The organism is Paenibacillus sp. JT31N7 (assembly GCF_059692095.1).
Map to the genome: position 1 here is coordinate 305270 of NZ_JCAUAT010000003.1, position 17275 is coordinate 322544.

Below are 17275 nucleotides of genomic sequence, written 5' to 3' on the forward strand. Positions count from 1 at the left end.
AAACAAATCCGTTTGTCCGCTTATTCGAAGCTGCCTTGATCCTTCATGACCGCCTGAATCGTCTCGATAAAGGCGTCCGCCGCCTTCGACAGATAACGCCCCCGCCTGTGGGCGATAACCAGAGTCCGGGAGGGATGATTCCGGAGCGGAAGGTGAATAGGGGACAGCTCGCTGCGGGTTCTTTTGGCGATCAGATAAGGAACGAAGGCGATGCCCATTCCAGCGGCGACAAGAGACTGTACCGTCTCCATGTTGGAACTCTCGAAGACGATATTCGGGGTGAAGCCGGCTTCCTGACACAGCGCGACGTTGATTTTCCGGAACCCCTGGCCTTTCTTGAGCGCGATAAACGCTTCGTTTTCCAGCTCGGAGATCGTGACCGTCTCCCCGTTTTCCATGTGACGCTTGGCAAGCGGATGGTTTGGCGGAAAGGCGATGACGATTTCTTCTTCAAGCAGGGGGGAGTAGACGAGCGAACCTTCCTGCAAGGGGAGAGCGAGCAGGGAAATATCCGTCTGCCCGCTGGTCGTCAGTTTCTCCAGATTGGCGGAAGTTTCCTCCACGAGAACGACTTCGATATCCGGGTAGGCGGCCTGGAAGACAGGCAGCACATAGGGCATGATCGTAGAGCCGGTGATCGGCATGCTTCCGACAACGAGCTTGCCCTTCTTCATCTGGGAGATATCTTCCATCTCCTGCTTCAACTGCTCGAGCGAATCGAGAATGGCCTGGGCTTTATCTACAAAAATAGAACCGGCATGAGTCAGCTCTACCGAGTTGGTACTGCGCTGGAAAAGCAGAACGCCTATTTCGCGTTCGAGCTTGGACAACTGCTGGCTGAGCGAAGGCTGGGCGATATGAAGCTTTTCGGCCGCCCGTGAGAAGTTGCGCTCCAGTGCGATTTGTACGGCATACTGCAGCTGGCGAAGTTCCATATGAAGGCTCCTTTGATTATTGGTTTTACCTATGAAGGTTATAGTTATTATATCTTGGAACAATGAAGAAAGAAATGATAGCATAAGATTATCAATTACATTAACGGAATCTTTATCTGGGGTGAGCGATATGAGCAAAAAAACATTATTCGAAAAAATTTGGAACAACCACGTGATTTACCAGGAAGAAGGAAAACCGAGCATCCTGTACATCGATCTTCATCTCGTACATGAGGTAACTTCTCCGCAGGCTTTCGAAGGACTCCGTCTCAGCGGACGCCCGGTGCGCCGTCCGGAGCTGACTTTTGCCACAATGGACCACAATGTGCCTACAAAAGACCGTTTTAACATCAAGGACCCGATTTCCAAACAGCAGATCGACACGCTTTCGCAGAACTGCCGCGATTTCGGCGTTACCCTGTTCGACTTGAACCATGTGGATCAAGGCGTTGTCCACGTTATGGGCCCTGAACTCGGCTTGACTCATCCGGGTAAGACGATCGTTTGCGGCGACAGCCACACATCCACGCACGGTGCTTTCGGCGCCCTGGCGTTCGGAATCGGCACAAGCGAAGTCGAGCACGTGCTCGCTACCCAAACGCTGCAGCAGGCGAAGCCGAAGACGCTGGAAGTCCGCGTGAACGGCGCCCTGCCTGTTGGCGTGACCGCAAAGGATCTTATTCTGGGCATCATTGCCCAGTACGGAACGGACTTTGCGACAGGCTACGTCATCGAATATACGGGCGAAGCGATCCGCGGATTGTCCATGGAAGAGCGTATGACCGTCTGCAACATGTCGATTGAGGCAGGTGCGAGAGCGGGATTGATCGCTCCGGACGAGACGACGTTCGAATACCTGCGAGGCCGCCAGTATGTCCCGCAGGCTGCGGCATTCGACCAGGCAGTCGAAGCCTGGAGGCTGCTGACCACGGACGAAGGCGCGTCCTACGACCTCGTCGTTGACTTCGACGCCGCTTCTCTCGTACCGCAGGTTACCTGGGGCACAAGCCCGGGCATGGGCACGGGTGTCACGAGCAGCGTGCCTAACCCGAAGGAAATGGCAACGGAGAATGAGCGTAAAGCGGCCGAGAAGGCGCTTGAATATATGGGCCTTGAGCCCGGCACACCGATGACGGAGCTTGCCGTCGACCGCGTGTTCATCGGCTCCTGCACGAACGGGCGCATCGAGGATCTGCGACGTGCCGCGGCCGTAGCGAGCGGATACAAAGTCAATCCGAACGTCAACGCCATCGTCGTTCCCGGTTCGGGCCGCGTTAAGCTGCAGGCCGAGAAAGAAGGCCTCGATAGAGTCTTTATCGAAGCGGGCTTCGAATGGCGCGATGCGGGCTGCAGCATGTGCCTCGCCATGAATCCGGATGTACTCAGCCCGGGCGAGCGCTGCGCGTCTACATCGAACCGCAACTTCGAAGGCCGTCAAGGCCGCGGAGGCAGAACGCACCTTGTTTCTCCGGAGATGGCCGCCGCAGCGGCAATCGAAGGCCGCTTCACGGACGTGCGCGGCTGGACGTACAATGTGCCGCAGGAAGCGTAACCAGAACGAGATAACAGGAAGCGAGGAAATCAATCATGGAAGCATTCAAACAACATACCGGACTGGTCGGACCCGTTGACCGTGTCAACGTAGATACAGACGCTATCATCCCTAAACAATTTTTGAAGCGTATCGAGCGCACCGGCTTCGGACAATTTCTGTTCTTCGAGTGGAGATTCACCGAGGATGGCCAGGAAATTCCGACCTTTGACCTTAACAAGCCCCGTTACCAGGGTGCATCCGTGCTCATTTCGCGTGCGAACTTCGGCTGCGGATCTTCCCGTGAACACGCGCCTTGGGCGATTCTCGATTACGGCTTCAAAGTCGTCATCGCGCCTTCTTACGCGGATATTTTCTACAACAACTGCTTCAAAAACGGCATTCTGCCGATCAAGCTGAGCGAAGAACAGGTGGAGGACTTGTTCCAGCGTACGGCGAAGCACGAAGGCTACAAGCTCAATGTCGATCTGAACAACAAGACGTTGACCGACGAGTACGGTCTGAAAATCGATTTCGATCTTGACGAACACCGCCGCCAATTCCTTCTTCAAGGGCTTGACGATATCGGGCTGACGCTGCAGCATGCGGATAAAATTTCCGCTTACGAAGTGCAGCATCAAGACCGCCTTGCACTGAATCTGTAAACGGCGTGTCCGCCTCTTTTCCAATAGCCGTTCCCTTCCATAGGGAACGGTTTTTGCCGTTTTCCCCTTTTCCAATATATCTCTTTAAATCTATCAAACTACCTCAAAAAAGCCGATATACAAGGTTATTAGGCGATATAGTGCAACTTTTGGCATTAAACCTGCGTCTAACTCTATGTTCGGCGCCGTCGAATCTATGCTCTCGTTGTCCGACCGTAGCATAATTTGGTAGAATAGAGATGAGGCGGACAACTCGGCGAGAAGAGACGAACGCTGAAAAATAAGTGTAAGAGGTGTATGATGAAATTTTGGTCCACTGTCGCCACGCTGCTCATGATCGCTTTGCTCCTGCCCTCATTGGCTTTCGGTGCAACGTCCCCCCCAACCGCTAAAATCGTGCTGGACGGCAAGACGCTGACAACCGAAGTGGACCCGCTCAACGTGGATGGTAATGTGTTGGTTCCGATTCGGCAAATTTTCGAGAAACTCGGTGCCAAGGTGACCTGGGATCAGTCGAAGCAGACCGCGACTATTGTTCGCGACAGCATGAAGATCCAGCTTACGGTAGGTGACCGCAATCCGGTCGTCAACGGAAGCAGGGCGGAACAACTTGAGGTCGCCCCGATGAACGTGAAGGGCAATGTGCTTGTTCCCGTTAGGTTCGTCGGACAGAAAATCGGCTACGATTTCAAATGGGTCCAAGAAACCAACACAGTACAAATTTTCGCGAAGAGCGGACAAGGCTCCGGTGCGGGAACGCCGCCCACAACGCCGACTCCGACACCGCCGCCGAATCCCGGCCAGGTATCCGACAAGGTGCTTGTGAAAACGATCCAACTGACCAAGGACCAGCTTCTGGTCGGAACGGACAAGAAGTCCCCTCAAGCGAACGTATTCAAGCTTACCTCGCCGGACCGGATCGTCATCGATCTGCCGGGTACGGAACTTGACGCTTCGCTTGCCGGCAAACTCGTCAACAATGTCGGCGAAGTCCCTTCCCTTCATCCGATGGTAGAGAAGGTAAGATTTTCGAACTTCGACAATGATCCGGCAACCGTAAGAATTACGCTTGACATGAAAGCGAAAGCGGATCTTACGATCAGCGCCGCAGCGGGACAGGCAAATCTGCTCGTTGGAGTTTTGAAAGCTCCGGAACCGGGTAAAACCAAATACAAAGTCGTTATTGACGCAGGTCACGGCGGAACGGATTCAGGCGCGGTTTCCCTGACCAATAAGAAAGAAAAGGATTTTGTACTGGCCGTAGCGAATAAAGTAGCGAAGCTGCTGGAGAAAGAACCGAACATCCAGACGTATATGACGCGCTCGACGGACACTTTTGTTACACTGAAAGGCCGTTCGGAGTTCGCCAACAACCTGGATGCCGACCTGTTCCTTTCGATCCACGCGAACAAAGCGACTCCGACAGCAGGCGGTACCGAAACTTTCTATTACGAGCGTGCGGACAGCAAAGCCTTCGCGAACGTCGTTCAGAAGCATTTGCTCGAAGCAACCGGGTTTAAAAACCGGGGAGTAAAAGAAGGCGACCTTCACGTTGTGAGAGAAACGAAGATGCCGGCAGCACTTGCCGAAGTCGGATTTTTATCCAACGCGCAGGAGGAAGCCCTGATGTACACGTCCGCTTTCCAGGACAAAGTCGCCGCTTCATTCGTGGCTGCCATCAAAGAGTATTTGAAGATTTCGTAATAAGCAAGGAGTGGGTGTAGCATGAAGAAAAAACTATGGGTACAGGGGATCGTGGTAAGCTCTCTGGTGTTGGCGGTCGCTTCAGGCTGCGGCCAGAAGCAGCAGCCTCTAGCAAGCAATAACGGAGGTTCCACACCGGCGCCGGTGCAAACCGCGAGCCCTTCACCTGAGCCGACTATTTCCGTAAAGCCGTCACCATCTCCTTCACCGGAGGCTAAACAAACTGAGATTAAAGCTTATTACAGCGATCCTGACCTTACGAAGCTGGTAGAGAAGAACGTCAAAATTTCTTATAAAACCGAAGGGGACAAGTATAAATCGGCCCTGGAAGCTTTGAAGAAAAGCGACGATGCACAAGCTGTACCGCTTTTTAAAGACGTCACGTTCCAATCGGTTAAATTCGAGAAGGACGAGCTCAAAATGGATCTGAAATTGGGCGAAGGCGCTCAGCTCGGATCCGGCGGAGAACAGTTTTTCCTGGATGCCCTGAAGAAGACGGTGTTCCAGTTCCCCGAAGTGAAAGCCATTTATATTACTAAAGACGGCGGACAGGTGGAATCCCTGATGGGCCATATGGATCTGCCTTACCCGATTAAACGCAAATAAAGAGAGAACGTGCAATCGAGAGGAGAACACGGGCAAGCATGAAAACGAATAAAACCGCAATGTTGCTGGCAGGCGCTTTGATCGCCTCCAGCATTTCTTTAAGTCCGGCTTATGCGGACAACAAGACGACCGACACTTCGACATCTACACAAGCTACCCTTGCAGCGGAGCTTAAAAAGAATTTTCCGGATGTCGTAAATACACATTGGGCACTGAGACATATTACGAAACTCGCGCTTGAAGGCATTGTCGAGGGCGACGAGAAAGGCAATTACCGTCCGGAAGCTTCCGTATCCCAACAGGATGTTATCATTATGGCCGTCCGCACACTCGGACTTGAATCCAGCATCAGTGAGAGTACTTCTTACAATCTCCCGCTGAAGGTGGATACTTACGCCCAGAAATATGTAGCGGCCGCCATTGAGAAGAAACTGATTTCCGTAGATGAAGAAAAAGACGGCTCGAAAAATTGGGGCAGTAAGCCAGCTTCCCGCGAATGGGTGGCGAAGCTGACGATCCGGGCGATCGGACAGCAGGAAACGGCTAACGGCCTTGCGGACGACACTCCGGCATTTACCGATCTGAAGAGCATTTCCAGTTGGGCCAAGCCTTACATCAGCGCGGCTACCGTCCTGGGAATCGTAGACGGCTTTGAAGACGGAACTTTCCGTCCGAAAGGGGAAGTTACCCGCGCGCAGATGGCTACGTTCCTCAGCCGGGCCGAGCGTCAAAGCAAGAATCTGTCTTCCCGCGTCGTTCGCGGATACGTGAATCATGTAAGCGCGGATAAAATCAGCATTTTTGACGAGAAGGGGAAAACCACTTCTTACAAATTAACGCCGGAATCCGTTTTCTACGGAACCAAAAACGATAATCCGATCCATTCCTCGGAGCTCGCGTACACGTACCAGGTTTCCCTCGTTCAGCAGGGCGGAACGGCTTATTATGCCGAGGTTCTCAAAGACGAAGACCGCTCCGAGAAAGTTACGGGAACGCTGCTGAACGTGAAGGACCGCAAGCTTACGCTGGACAATTTCGAAGCGTACGAAATCGGCAGCGGCGCTTTGGTGCTCGACGCCAAAGGCCAGGAAATCAGCCTGTCTTCGCTCGTCGTGGGCAGCAAGCTGGAGCTTCGCCGCAACTCCATCACAGGAAGCAAGGAATACGGCCAAGTCGTCGTCCGCGAAGTACCCGTGAACAAAACGTCCGAAGGTACGGTACAAAGCGTGAACGGCGACACCGTAGCGGTCGTGGACTTGACGAGCGGACAATCGGAGTCGTACACGTTGGCCAAAAATCCGACAATCGTAGATGCGGATAACCGCCTCGTGGACAAAACCGCGATCAAAGCGGGAGACGCCATCTCCTACACGACTGAGAACAGCCAAATCACGCAGGTCAAAATCAAAACGAGAACCGGCGTTAGCAAAACGGTTAAAGGTATTTTCTCCAGCCTGAGCAGTGATAAAACGGGTATCTTCTACAAGGAAACGGACGGCAGTTTCGGAGCCGGCAAATTAGCCGCGAACGTTCAAGTGGTAATCGACGGCGTAGGTTCCCCAAGTCTGTATGATCTGGATGAAAATGACGAGTTGACCATGGATATCGCGAACGATCAGATCGTGAAAATCACCGTGACGAACCGTTCGATTTCCAATCTTTTGTTCGCTACGTTTATCCGTTTCGACTCCAAATACAACCAGGTGAATGTTCAGCATGCGGACGGAACGGCTGGCGCCTACACGATTTCGGACAATACGGTCGTTACGTACGGCGGCACGTCGATGTCGTTTAAAAACTATCCGGGCTTCGCTTCCCTTTTCACTGAAGGAAAGAAAGTCGACCTGAAAGTATCGAAAAACAAGGTGACGGCGATTCAGCTTTCTCTTGACGTCAGCGGTACGATTACGCAAATCAACACGGTGGCCAATGAAATGTCGATCCGTGCGAACAACGGACAGTCGTTTACATTCAAAATGTACTCGCCGGCCGTAGAAATTCCGAACAAAAGCGGCGCAACCCTTGCCGATCTTAAAATCGGGGACCTGGTAACGGCATCCCTCGATTACAATCAGGCGGGCGTAACGAAAGTAGTCGTCGACCGTTCCACACTCGTGAAGGTTCAGTATGTAAACAGTTCCCAGCAGGTTACGGCCGTAGACGATCTTAACAACGGCTTGACGTTTACTCTGAAAGACACCAAGATCGTCAAAAGTGACGGTACATCTGCCGTAGCCGCCGATATTTTACCGGATGACTACCTGTATGTGACCTATAAAGGCGGAAGCGTCGTTAAAGCGGAGATTGTAGCCCCTTCCCGCGGAAAAGTGACGAATGTGGATTCCGTTAACGGCACGCTGACCATTCAGGAGCCTACGGGCAAAATCCAGCTGTATACCATCGGAACGGATGCAGTGGTTAAGAACGGTACGACCCTCATCGGCCTGAATGCGATAAAAGCCGGAGATCGTGTCCAAGTGATCAAGCAGTCGAACGGAAAAATCAACGTACAGGTAGCCGCTGCCATGACCAAGACGTTCAACAGCTACGAGTACGCGGTGAACCAAATCCAGTTCGATGCGGGCGGTTCTACCGAGCGTTACAATATTCACCGCAGCGCCTACTATCACAAAGGCACCGAAACCCTCACCGCTTCCTCTTTCAACAAAGGGGAGACGGTAACGGTTTACATCGTGGATAACAAAATCATCGAAATGGAAAAGTAAGGATTGCCTGACCGTCCTCTCCGCGAGGGCGGTTTTTTCTTTGTCCAAAACTTTTTGAAAAATGTTCGCATTTGTTGGCATCCTTCCATTGCAACCTGACAAACATTCCGCTACACTTGTAAAAGGAAAACGGGGAATTGAAGAAGAGGTACTCATGAATCAGAAGGTAAGGCACATTTTGGACACGATTGGTGAGATGTTTCCAGACGCGCACTGCGAATTGAACCATTCGAATCCGTTCGAGTTAACCATTGCGGTGCTTCTTTCCGCCCAGTGTACAGATGAAACCGTGAATAAAGTCACCCAGACGCTGTTTCAAAAATATAAGACGCCGGAAGATTATTTAGCCGTCCCTCTGGAGGAGCTTGAGCAGGACATCCGACGCATCGGTTTGTACCGCAACAAGGCGAAGAACATCCAGAAGCTGAGTCAACTCATTCTCGAACGCTACGACGGCCAGATTCCGACCACGCACGAACAATTGGTTGAACTGCCCGGTGTAGGCCGTAAAACGGCTAACGTAGTCGTCTCCAATGCTTTCGGCGTCCCTGCAATCGCCGTCGATACTCACGTCGAGCGGGTGTCGAAGCGGCTTGGACTGGCGGGCAAGGACGACTCCGTACTCGAAGTCGAGAAGAAATTGATGCGAAAAGTGCCTCGCGAGGAATGGACCTTGACGCATCACCGGCTTATTTTTTTCGGAAGGTACCACTGTAAGGCGCAATCGCCGAAATGCGATATTTGCCCGCTGCTTGACATCTGTCCGGAAGGAAAAAGGCGTATGAAAATCAAGAAAGTACGCAAAACTATTTAAAAAGAATGTGTAGTGAGGGATGAGTAGAAATGAAATGCATAGCTGTTTACACGAAAGATTTTGAATTATTTTCCGATTTGTACGAGACAATCATGAACACACCGCTCTCCGAAAATGAAGAAAAAGAAATTCAAGGCGTTATCGTCAGCGAATCCGGCGAAGTGCCTGAGAACTATCTCGAAAAAATGAGAACGAAACCGGAAGTGGTTGTCATGAAAGTGAAAGAAGGCGACATTACCATCCTTCAACACGGCGATGTTTTTGAAATCTTCCTTCCGGAAGAAAAAGAGAGTGCAGTGGTTTCTTAAACCACTGTGCTCCGCTCGAGCCGGGCTTCCAAGCAGGTTACCCGTCTGTCCGCGCAGGGACACGCTGATATTTCGGCGTCTGTTTCCGTGCGCGACGGACGGGTTTTTGCGTATAAACAGAAATTGACTTCCGGCACACCCGGGATTACACTTAAACCGATATCAATGGCATGGGAGATTAGAAACTCAATGAATGGACTTATGGAGCAAAGAAAGGACGAGGTTCTCCGCGCATTCGACCGTCTTCGGGAAGAAATGAAGGGGGCCGGCGACGGCGCGCGGGTACGCAAACTGATTCAACTGGAAAACAAGCTCGGCGGCGAGAAAACCGTTCTCGCGTTCTGCGGACATTTCTCGGCGGGTAAATCCACTTTGATCAACACTTTATGCGGGCATCGGCTCTTGCCCTCCAGCCCGATTCCGACGAGCGCGAATATCGTAAGCATTGAGAGCGGGGAAGAAGGGGCGGAAGTCGTTCAGAGGAGCGAAGGCGAGGAAGAGGCGAGAATACGACGGATTCCGCTGAGCGAACTGGACGCTTACTGCGTCAACGGAACGGATATCGAGGAAGTTCGTATTTCGTATCCGCTGCCTTTTCTCGGGGAGCACGCCGTGCTTCTGGATACTCCCGGAATCGATTCGACGGACGGGGCCCATCACATGGCTACGGAGTCGGCGCTGCATCTGGCCGATGCGGTTTTCTATGTCATGGACTATAACCATGTCCAATCGGAAGTAAACCTGGCCTTCACGAAACAGATGAAAGAGCGCGGCAAGCCGCTCTATCTGATCGTGAACCAAATCGATAAACACAGGGAAGAAGAACTTTCTTTCGATACGTACAAAGAAAGCGCACTGGAAGCTTTCCGCAGCTGGGGCATCTACCCCGACGGGATGTTCTTCGTGACGATGAAGCGGCCGGACCATCCCCGCAACGAATCCGGCAAGCTCAAATGGCTTCTGTCGGAATTGATCGGCATGCAGCGGGAGCTTCGCGAAGCGAGTGTGGACGCGGCAGCGGATCATTTGATCGGCGAGCATATCCAGTGGCTGAGGGAGCAAAGCGAGCCGCAGAAAACGGTTCTGCGCGAGCGTGTGGACGAAGAGGAGTCGGCCGGTGTACTTGCCGAGTATGAGGAGCTGACCCGCCGCCTGAACGAAGCGCAATCGCTGCCCGGGCAGCTGACGGACTCGCTGAGGAAAGAGATTGCGGCGATTATCGACAATGCGAATGTAACGCCCGCGCTAACCCGCGACAAAGCGCATGAATATTTGCTCAGCCGGAAGCCGGGCTTCAAGGTCGGCTTTTTCGGAGCGGCCGCAAAGACGGCGGCGGAGGTGGAGCGGCGTCTGGACGTATTCCGCGAGGATTACGCCGAGCAGGTTCACGCCCAGATGGACTGGCATCTGAGGGATGCGCTGCGCAGGGCATACAGCGGCATCGGCATGACCGAAGAGAAGCTGCTGGCCGATATCGACGCGTTCAGCGTGGACGTGACATCTTCGTGGCTCGCTTCGCAGGTTAACACGGAAGCCGTGTTCGGAAACGAATACACGATGACGTATATGCGCCAGACCGCCGCAGAGCTGAAAACGGCCGCGCGCCGTTCGGCGCTCGCGATGATCGACCGGCTCGCAGGCCTTGCCGGCAGCTGCTCGGTCCGGCTCGATTCGGAGCTGGCACCGGACCTGCGGCAGCTCGAAGAGCGGCTCGGCGCACTGCGCGAGCTGAATCGCTTCGAGCGCGAGGAGGCGGCCCGCGAGGAATCTCTGCGCGCGCTGGCTTCTTGGCCGCACGCGAAGGCCTACGAGCTGCCGGATCTTGCCGCTTACCGCGGCGAAGAGACCGGGGAGCTGCGCGGCGTGCTGCACACGTCCGAGATGGAGACGATCCTGCGTGCGGCGCACACCGCGCCTGGGGATCGTGATAGCCTCGCGGACGGGGAAGGCGGCGCCGCTGCTGCGCCGCACAACGATCCGGTTGGCGGAGCGTCCGCAGCCCCGGCCGGCGGCAACGCCGCGTCCGGCGCCACGGAAGCGGCCGCGGGCGGGCTGCAGCTCGGCGGCGCGAAGCGCGCGGAGCGCCGCGCGCAGGATCTCGCGGCGGCGGCGGATCTCCTCGGCGATATGCCGTCGATGAGATCGATTGTGCGCTCGCTGCGCGAGAAGGCCGAACGTCTGCGGCATAAGACGTTCACAGTCGCCTTGTTCGGCGCTTTCAGTGCCGGCAAGTCGTCCTTCACCAACGCGCTGATCGGCAAGCGCGTACTGCCTGTGTCGCCGAATCCGACGACCGCGGCGATTAACAAAATCGTGCCGCCTACGGCAGTTTGGCCTCACGGAACGGCCAAGGTGCAGATGAAGACGGCGGAAGTGATGCTCCAGGACGTGCTATTCTCCCTGGATATGCTGGGCGTCCGGGCAGCCGCCATGGAAGAGGCGCTGTCCGCAATCCGGGGGCTTACGCCGGAAAGCGTAACGGCCAAGGGCAAACCGCATTTTACGTTCCTCAAAGCGGTTGCCAAAGGCTGGCCTGAAGCCGCACCTCTATTGGGAACGCAGCAGAGAGTCGGAGAGGATGCATTCGCCGGCTATGTGGCGGAAGAATCCAAATCGTGCTTCGTCGAGTACATCGAGCTGCATTATTCCACGCCGCTCACGGAACAGGGAATCGTGTTCGTGGACACGCCGGGAGCGGATTCCATCAATGCGCGCCACACGGGCGTCGCTTTCGACTATATCAAGAACGCGGACGCGATTTTGTTCGTGACTTACTATAACCATGCCTTTTCCCAGGCGGACCGTGAGTTTTTGCTGCAGCTCGGAAGGGTTAAAGACAGCTTTGAACTCGACAAAATGTTCTTTCTCGTCAATGCCGCGGATTTGGCCGCAAGTGAGGAAGAGCTGCAGGGCGTTGTCCGTCACATTGAAACGAACCTGCTTCAGCACGGAATCCGTCATCCGAGGATTTACCCGGTGTCGAGCCATCTGGCCGCCGAAGGGAAGCTGTCCCGGGACGACAAGAAGCTGGAGGCTTCCGGTATTGTTCCGTTCGAAAGGGACTTTATCCGCTTCACGCTGGAGGAGCTGACGGATATTTCGCTGCGTTCCGCCGACCAGGAGCTTGAGCGGGCTCTGCACGTTCTCCAGGAGCGTATCGAAGGAGCGCAGCAGGGAGAAGAGGCGCGCAAGGTGCGTCTGCAGGCGCTGGAGCGTGCCGAGGAAGCGGCCGTCCGTCTCCTGAAGGATACGGACCCCGCGCCTGTGCAGCGCGAGCTGGCGAAGGAAATTCAGGAGCTGCTCTACTACGTGAAGCAGCGGACGATGTACCGCTTCGGCGAACTGTACAACGCCTCCTTCAACCCGGCTTCCTTCCGGGAAGGGGGCGGAGACCCTAAAGCCGCCCTGCGCGAGAGCTGGCGCGACCTCCTGCGGATGATCGAATTCGATCTTCAGCAGGAAGTGCTGGCGACCAGTTTGCGGATCGAGCAGTTTCTGAACAAGCTTGCGAAAGGGACTTACGAATCTTGGGGGGACAGTCTCCGAAAGCTGCTGGAAAGCTACGAATTCGAAGCGTACGAATCCGTTTCTTTCGACACGCCGGATAACAAGCTGCCGCTGGAAGCTCCGGATGTAACGGATAAAGTGCTTGCTTCTCATTTCAAGAGCGCCAAGCATTTCTTCGAGGGTGAAGGAAAAAGCAAGCTAAGGGCGGAGCTGGAGGGCAGACTGAACGATCCGGTCGCACGGTTCGTAGAAAGCGCCGTAGCGATGCTGAAGGAATTGTATGCGGCACATCTGTCCGATACGTTCCTCGTACTGGAAGAAAGACACCTTGAGAGCTACCGCGAGCATCTGGAAGGCATGAGAGACGCGCTCCAAATGCGGACGGACGTCGGCGTGCTGGCCTCCAAGCGCGACGAACTCGCCAAATGGATTCCGGCGCGCAGCGGAGAAATTGCAGCCGGGCATTAACAGGATTCATACTTTCTATAAGAAACAGACCTTCACTGATTTCCGGGTGAAGGTCTTTCTTTTTTACAGTAAAAGGGAGAATCAGCGGCACGCATTTAAAGACGGATTAAAGAAAAAAACGGGTTTAGTTAGGTTTGTTATGATACCGCTTTCATTGATGGGAAATTTGATGATTTACAAGGATAGCAACTCTCAGGTGTCTAATTCGTGAACAAATGAAAGGTTAAGGGGAAATCAGCCTTTTTCCACTCGTTGCCGCCCTACGGGGATGGTGTTAAGATTCATTAAGGTTTGCTAGGTAAGGCATTGCTTAAAATTCGGTGAACTTGGCCCATGTCCAGGAGGATGCTATGGAAGTTTTTAAGGGGCTCAAACGGTTTTATTGGCCCGAACGGAAGCTGCTTTTCGCTTCTATTTTTTGCTTGATCTGCACGACGGCCCTGGGGCTTGTGTACCCGAACCTGCTGCGTTATCTCATTGATGACGTTATCGCGGTGAAGCGCTACGATCAGGTGCCGGTACTGGCGCTATTGGTTGTAGGGGTAATTGCGGTCAAAGCGCTGTTCCAGTTTCTGCACGGATTCAGCGGGGGAAGGCTCGGCAACCGGGTCGCCTACAACATGCGGGAAGCGATGTACGAGAAGCTTCAGTACTTGTCTTTCCAGTACTACGACAAGGCCCGGACCGGAGATCTGATGTCCCGGCTGACGGCCGATCTTGAAGCGATCCGGAACTTTGTAGGCTTTGGCTTTGCGCAAATTTTGAACGTGTTTCTTATGGTCCTTTTCGGAATGGTCATGATGTTCTCGATCAGTTGGAAACTGACGCTTCTGACGATGCTGACGATGCCTTTTCTGGCTTTTGCTGCCATCCGTTTTGAAGGAAAAATCCATCCGGCCTTTCGTTCGCTCCGGGCTTCCATGAGCAATATGACGACGGCTGTGCAGGAAAATATCACAGGGGTGCGGACGGTGAAATCTTTTGCCCGCGAACCTTACGAAGTCGAGAAATTTACACTCCGCAACGAGGAATACCGGGCGAACAACGTCATTACCTCGGAGATCTGGTCCAAGTATTTCCCGGTGATGGAGCTGATCGCGAATCTGAGCGCCGTTATTCTGCTCGGTGTAGGCGGTTACATGGTTATCCTCGGATCGCTGTCCGTGGGAGAACTCGTCGCATTTTTCAGCCTAGTCTGGTATATCATCGGGCCTATGTGGGGAATCGGGTTTCACATTAATAACTATACGCAATCCAAAGCGTCGGGTGAAAAAATTCTCGAAATTCTCCATGAGTACGTTCATGTAAAGGACGGGGAGCGTGCAGTTGAACTGAGCCCCGATACTGTAAAAGGGCATGTTCACTTCGACCGGGTGACTTTCGCTTATCCGGATGCGGAGGCCGCTATCCATGACCTCAGCCTGAACGCGCCTCCCGGAACCGTCATCGGATTTCTGGGCGGAACGGGGTCCGGGAAATCGACGATTATTTCCCTGCTAATGCGGGCCTACAACGTGAAAACCGGACAGATCACGCTGGATGGTACGGATATTAAAGACATTCGGCTGGATAGCCTGAGAAGCCAGATTGCGACGGTTTTTCAGGAAACGTTCCTGTTCTCCTCGACGATCAAGGGCAACATCGCCTACGGGCGCAAAGACGTTACGATGAACGAGATTATCCGCGCGGCCAAGCTGGTGAAAGCCCATGATTTTATTATGGAGATGCCTCTCGGATACGACACGGTCGTGGGTGAGCGGGGAATGGGCCTCTCGGGCGGACAAAAACAGAGAATCGCCATCGCTCGCGCTCTGATTAAAGATCCTAAAATTCTTATTCTGGACGATGCGACCAGTGCGGTCGATATGGAGACGGAACAGGAAATCCAGGCGGGCTTCAAGGAAGTGATGCGGGGAAGGACGACGTTTATTATCGCCCACCGTATTTCTTCGCTCAAGCACGCCGACGAAATTATCGTGCTGGATAAAGGGCGCGTCGTACAAAGAGGGACTCACTCGGAGCTGATCCGTCAGGAAGGCCCTTATCTGGAAACGTACCGCATCCAATATTCGGATCATCCCGATGTCGCGGGAGCGGCGGACGTGAAGCAAAGGAGGGCGGCAGTCCATGAATAACCGGCAGCGGCAGTCCGAAGAGAAAATGAACGGCAAAGGAGCCGGGAGCGGCGAACGGTTCGTCTACCAGGACGACGAAATGCTCGAGAAATCGTTTGACTGGGGGCAGTTTAAACGGCTTGCCGTTTACATGAAGCCTTACAGCAAGCAGATTATTCCGATCGTAATCGTCATGATGATCGTCGGAGCGGTAACGAAGCTGTCGATCCCGCTTATCATCAGTACGACGATCGATTCGTCGCTTCATGTCGGCGGGGACGCTAAATTTTTGTTCGGCATGGTCGCTTTAATGCTCGGAGTGTATATCATCCAGTGGCTGGCGAATAAATACCGCATCAAGTATACGAGTGTAATCGGCCAGCGCGTGATTTACGACCTCAGGCACGACCTGTTCCGGCACATTCAGCGGCTGTCCTTCGAATTTTTCGATAAGCGGCCGGCAGGCTCGGTGCTTGTGCGAGTAACGAACTACGTGAACTCTCTTCAGGATTTGTTCACGAACGGTGTGGTCAACATGATGATCGACTGTGTCCAGCTTATCGGGATCGTGATTATTCTGCTGACGATCAACTTCAAACTGGGAGCGGCGATTATCATTACGGTTCCGCTGATGTTTATCGTTTCGTCCCAGCTCCGCAAACGGGTCAGACGTTCGTGGCAGACGGTAAATATCAAGCAGTCCCGCCTAAACGCGCATCTCAACGAATGTATCCAAGGGATCCGGGTCACCCAGGCGTATACGCAGGAGAAGGAAAATATCCGTTTCTTCGAGCAGATGAACGAAGATAACAAGCTGGCGTGGAACCGGGCTTCCAAGCTGAACCAGAGCTTCGGGCCGATCATCGAAATTACGGGTGCGATCGGGTATTTTATCCTGTTCTGGTACGGAGCGAGCCTGATCCAGTCCGGTGAGATCACAGTCGGTCTTCTCGTCGCCTTCGCGAGCTATATCGGCAACTTCTGGGAGCCGATCAACCGCATGGTGCAGATGTATTCGCAGCTTCTCGTGGCAATGGCTTCGGCCGAGCGTATTTTCGAATTTATGGATGAGCAGCCGACCGTCGGCGAGAAGGACAACGCGGCCGCGCTGCCGCCGATCCGCGGGCATGTCAGTTTCGAGAATATCGTATTCGAATATGAGAAAGGCCGTACCGCCCTGCACAACATTAATCTCGACGTGCAGCCGGGGCAGAGCATCGCCCTTGTCGGTCATACGGGCTCGGGCAAGAGCACGATCATTAACTTGCTCTGCCGCTTCTATGATCCGGCCCAAGGCAGCGTACGTATCGACGGGACGGATATCCGGGACGTTACGCTGCAAAGCCTGCGGTCCCAGATCGGCATCGTCCTGCAGGATACGTTCATTTTCTCGGGAACGATCCGCGACAACATCCGTTTCGGACGACTCGATGCGACGGATGAAGAAGTGGAAATGGCAGCCAAAGCGGTGCACGCCCACGATTTCATCATGAAGCTGCCTTTCGGCTACGATACGGAAGTCCAGGAACGGGGGAACGCGCTCTCTATGGGGCAGCGGCAGCTCATTTCGTTCGCCCGGGCGCTGCTTGCGAACCCCGCTATCCTGATTCTGGACGAAGCGACGGCAAGCATCGACACCGAGACGGAGCTGCGTATCCAGGAAGCGTTAAAAACGTTATTGAAAGGCCGAACTTCCTTCATGGTCGCCCACCGTCTGTCTACGATTCGCGGTGCGGATAAGATCATCGTCCTTGATCACGGACGGATGATGGAAACCGGCGATCACGACGAGCTGATGAGGCACCAGGGCATTTATTACGGGCTGATTCAGGCCCAATATAAATTTTTGCAGGATGCGATTTAATCGGTCTGCATGAATCAAGACGAATCAAGATAA

General features: G+C 53.8%; 11 protein-coding genes. 10 read left to right on the plus strand and 1 reads right to left on the minus strand.

The annotated features are described in order from the left end of the window. Positions 1–20 precede the first annotated feature (20 nt). Positions 21–935 (minus strand): LysR family transcriptional regulator, encoded by a 915-nt coding sequence (locus AC58P5_RS16015; protein WP_497388128.1) that lies wholly within the window; start codon positions 933–935, stop codon positions 21–23. 130 nt (positions 936–1065) lie between these two features. On the opposite strand from AC58P5_RS16015, the gene leuC reads away from it, so the two are divergent. The 10 genes from leuC to AC58P5_RS16065 all read left to right on the plus strand — a co-directional run bounded on the left by leuC (position 1066) and on the right by AC58P5_RS16065 (position 17242). Then, on the plus strand, positions 1066–2487 hold the full coding sequence (gene leuC / locus AC58P5_RS16020; protein WP_497388130.1) for a 3-isopropylmalate dehydratase large subunit: 1422 nt from the start codon (positions 1066–1068) through the stop codon (positions 2485–2487). 35 nt (positions 2488–2522) lie between these two features. Further along, positions 2523–3131 carry a 3-isopropylmalate dehydratase small subunit gene (gene leuD / locus AC58P5_RS16025; RefSeq protein WP_497388132.1) on the plus strand — a complete coding sequence of 203 codons (609 nt, stop codon included), beginning with the start codon at positions 2523–2525 and terminating at the stop codon, positions 3129–3131. Between the two features lie 297 nt (positions 3132–3428). After that, the gene (locus tag AC58P5_RS16030; protein WP_497388134.1) at positions 3429–4835 is read left to right on the plus strand and encodes an N-acetylmuramoyl-L-alanine amidase family protein; all 1407 of its coding nucleotides are present in this window, start codon (positions 3429–3431) and stop codon (positions 4833–4835) included. 21 nt (positions 4836–4856) lie between these two features. Continuing rightward, a complete protein-coding gene (locus tag AC58P5_RS16035) occupies positions 4857–5441 on the plus strand; it encodes a GerMN domain-containing protein (protein ID WP_497388136.1) in 585 nt (194 codons plus the stop codon). A 38-nt stretch (positions 5442–5479) separates the two neighbouring features. Next, complete coding sequence (locus tag AC58P5_RS16040) at positions 5480–8167, plus strand: S-layer homology domain-containing protein (RefSeq protein ID WP_497388138.1); 2688 nt, start codon at positions 5480–5482, stop codon at positions 8165–8167. A gap of 154 nt (positions 8168–8321) precedes the next feature. Beyond that, entirely contained in the window at positions 8322–8981 is a 660-nt protein-coding gene (gene nth / locus AC58P5_RS16045; RefSeq protein WP_497388140.1) for an endonuclease III, read from the plus strand. A 29-nt stretch (positions 8982–9010) separates the two neighbouring features. After that, positions 9011–9289: a hypothetical protein gene (locus AC58P5_RS16050; RefSeq protein WP_009675599.1), complete on the plus strand. Its 279-nt coding sequence runs from the start codon at positions 9011–9013 to the stop codon at positions 9287–9289. Between the two features lie 189 nt (positions 9290–9478). Further along, positions 9479–13264 carry a dynamin family protein gene (locus AC58P5_RS16055; RefSeq protein WP_497388142.1) on the plus strand — a complete coding sequence of 1262 codons (3786 nt, stop codon included), beginning with the start codon at positions 9479–9481 and terminating at the stop codon, positions 13262–13264. A 350-nt stretch (positions 13265–13614) separates the two neighbouring features. Further along, positions 13615–15399, plus strand: coding sequence for an ABC transporter ATP-binding protein (locus tag AC58P5_RS16060; protein WP_497388144.1), 1785 nt, complete (start codon positions 13615–13617; stop codon positions 15397–15399). After that, positions 15392–17242: an ABC transporter ATP-binding protein gene (locus AC58P5_RS16065; RefSeq protein ID WP_497388146.1), complete on the plus strand. Its 1851-nt coding sequence runs from the start codon at positions 15392–15394 to the stop codon at positions 17240–17242. Before AC58P5_RS16060 ends, AC58P5_RS16065 begins: the two co-directional genes overlap by 8 nt. Positions 17243–17275 lie beyond the last annotated feature (33 nt).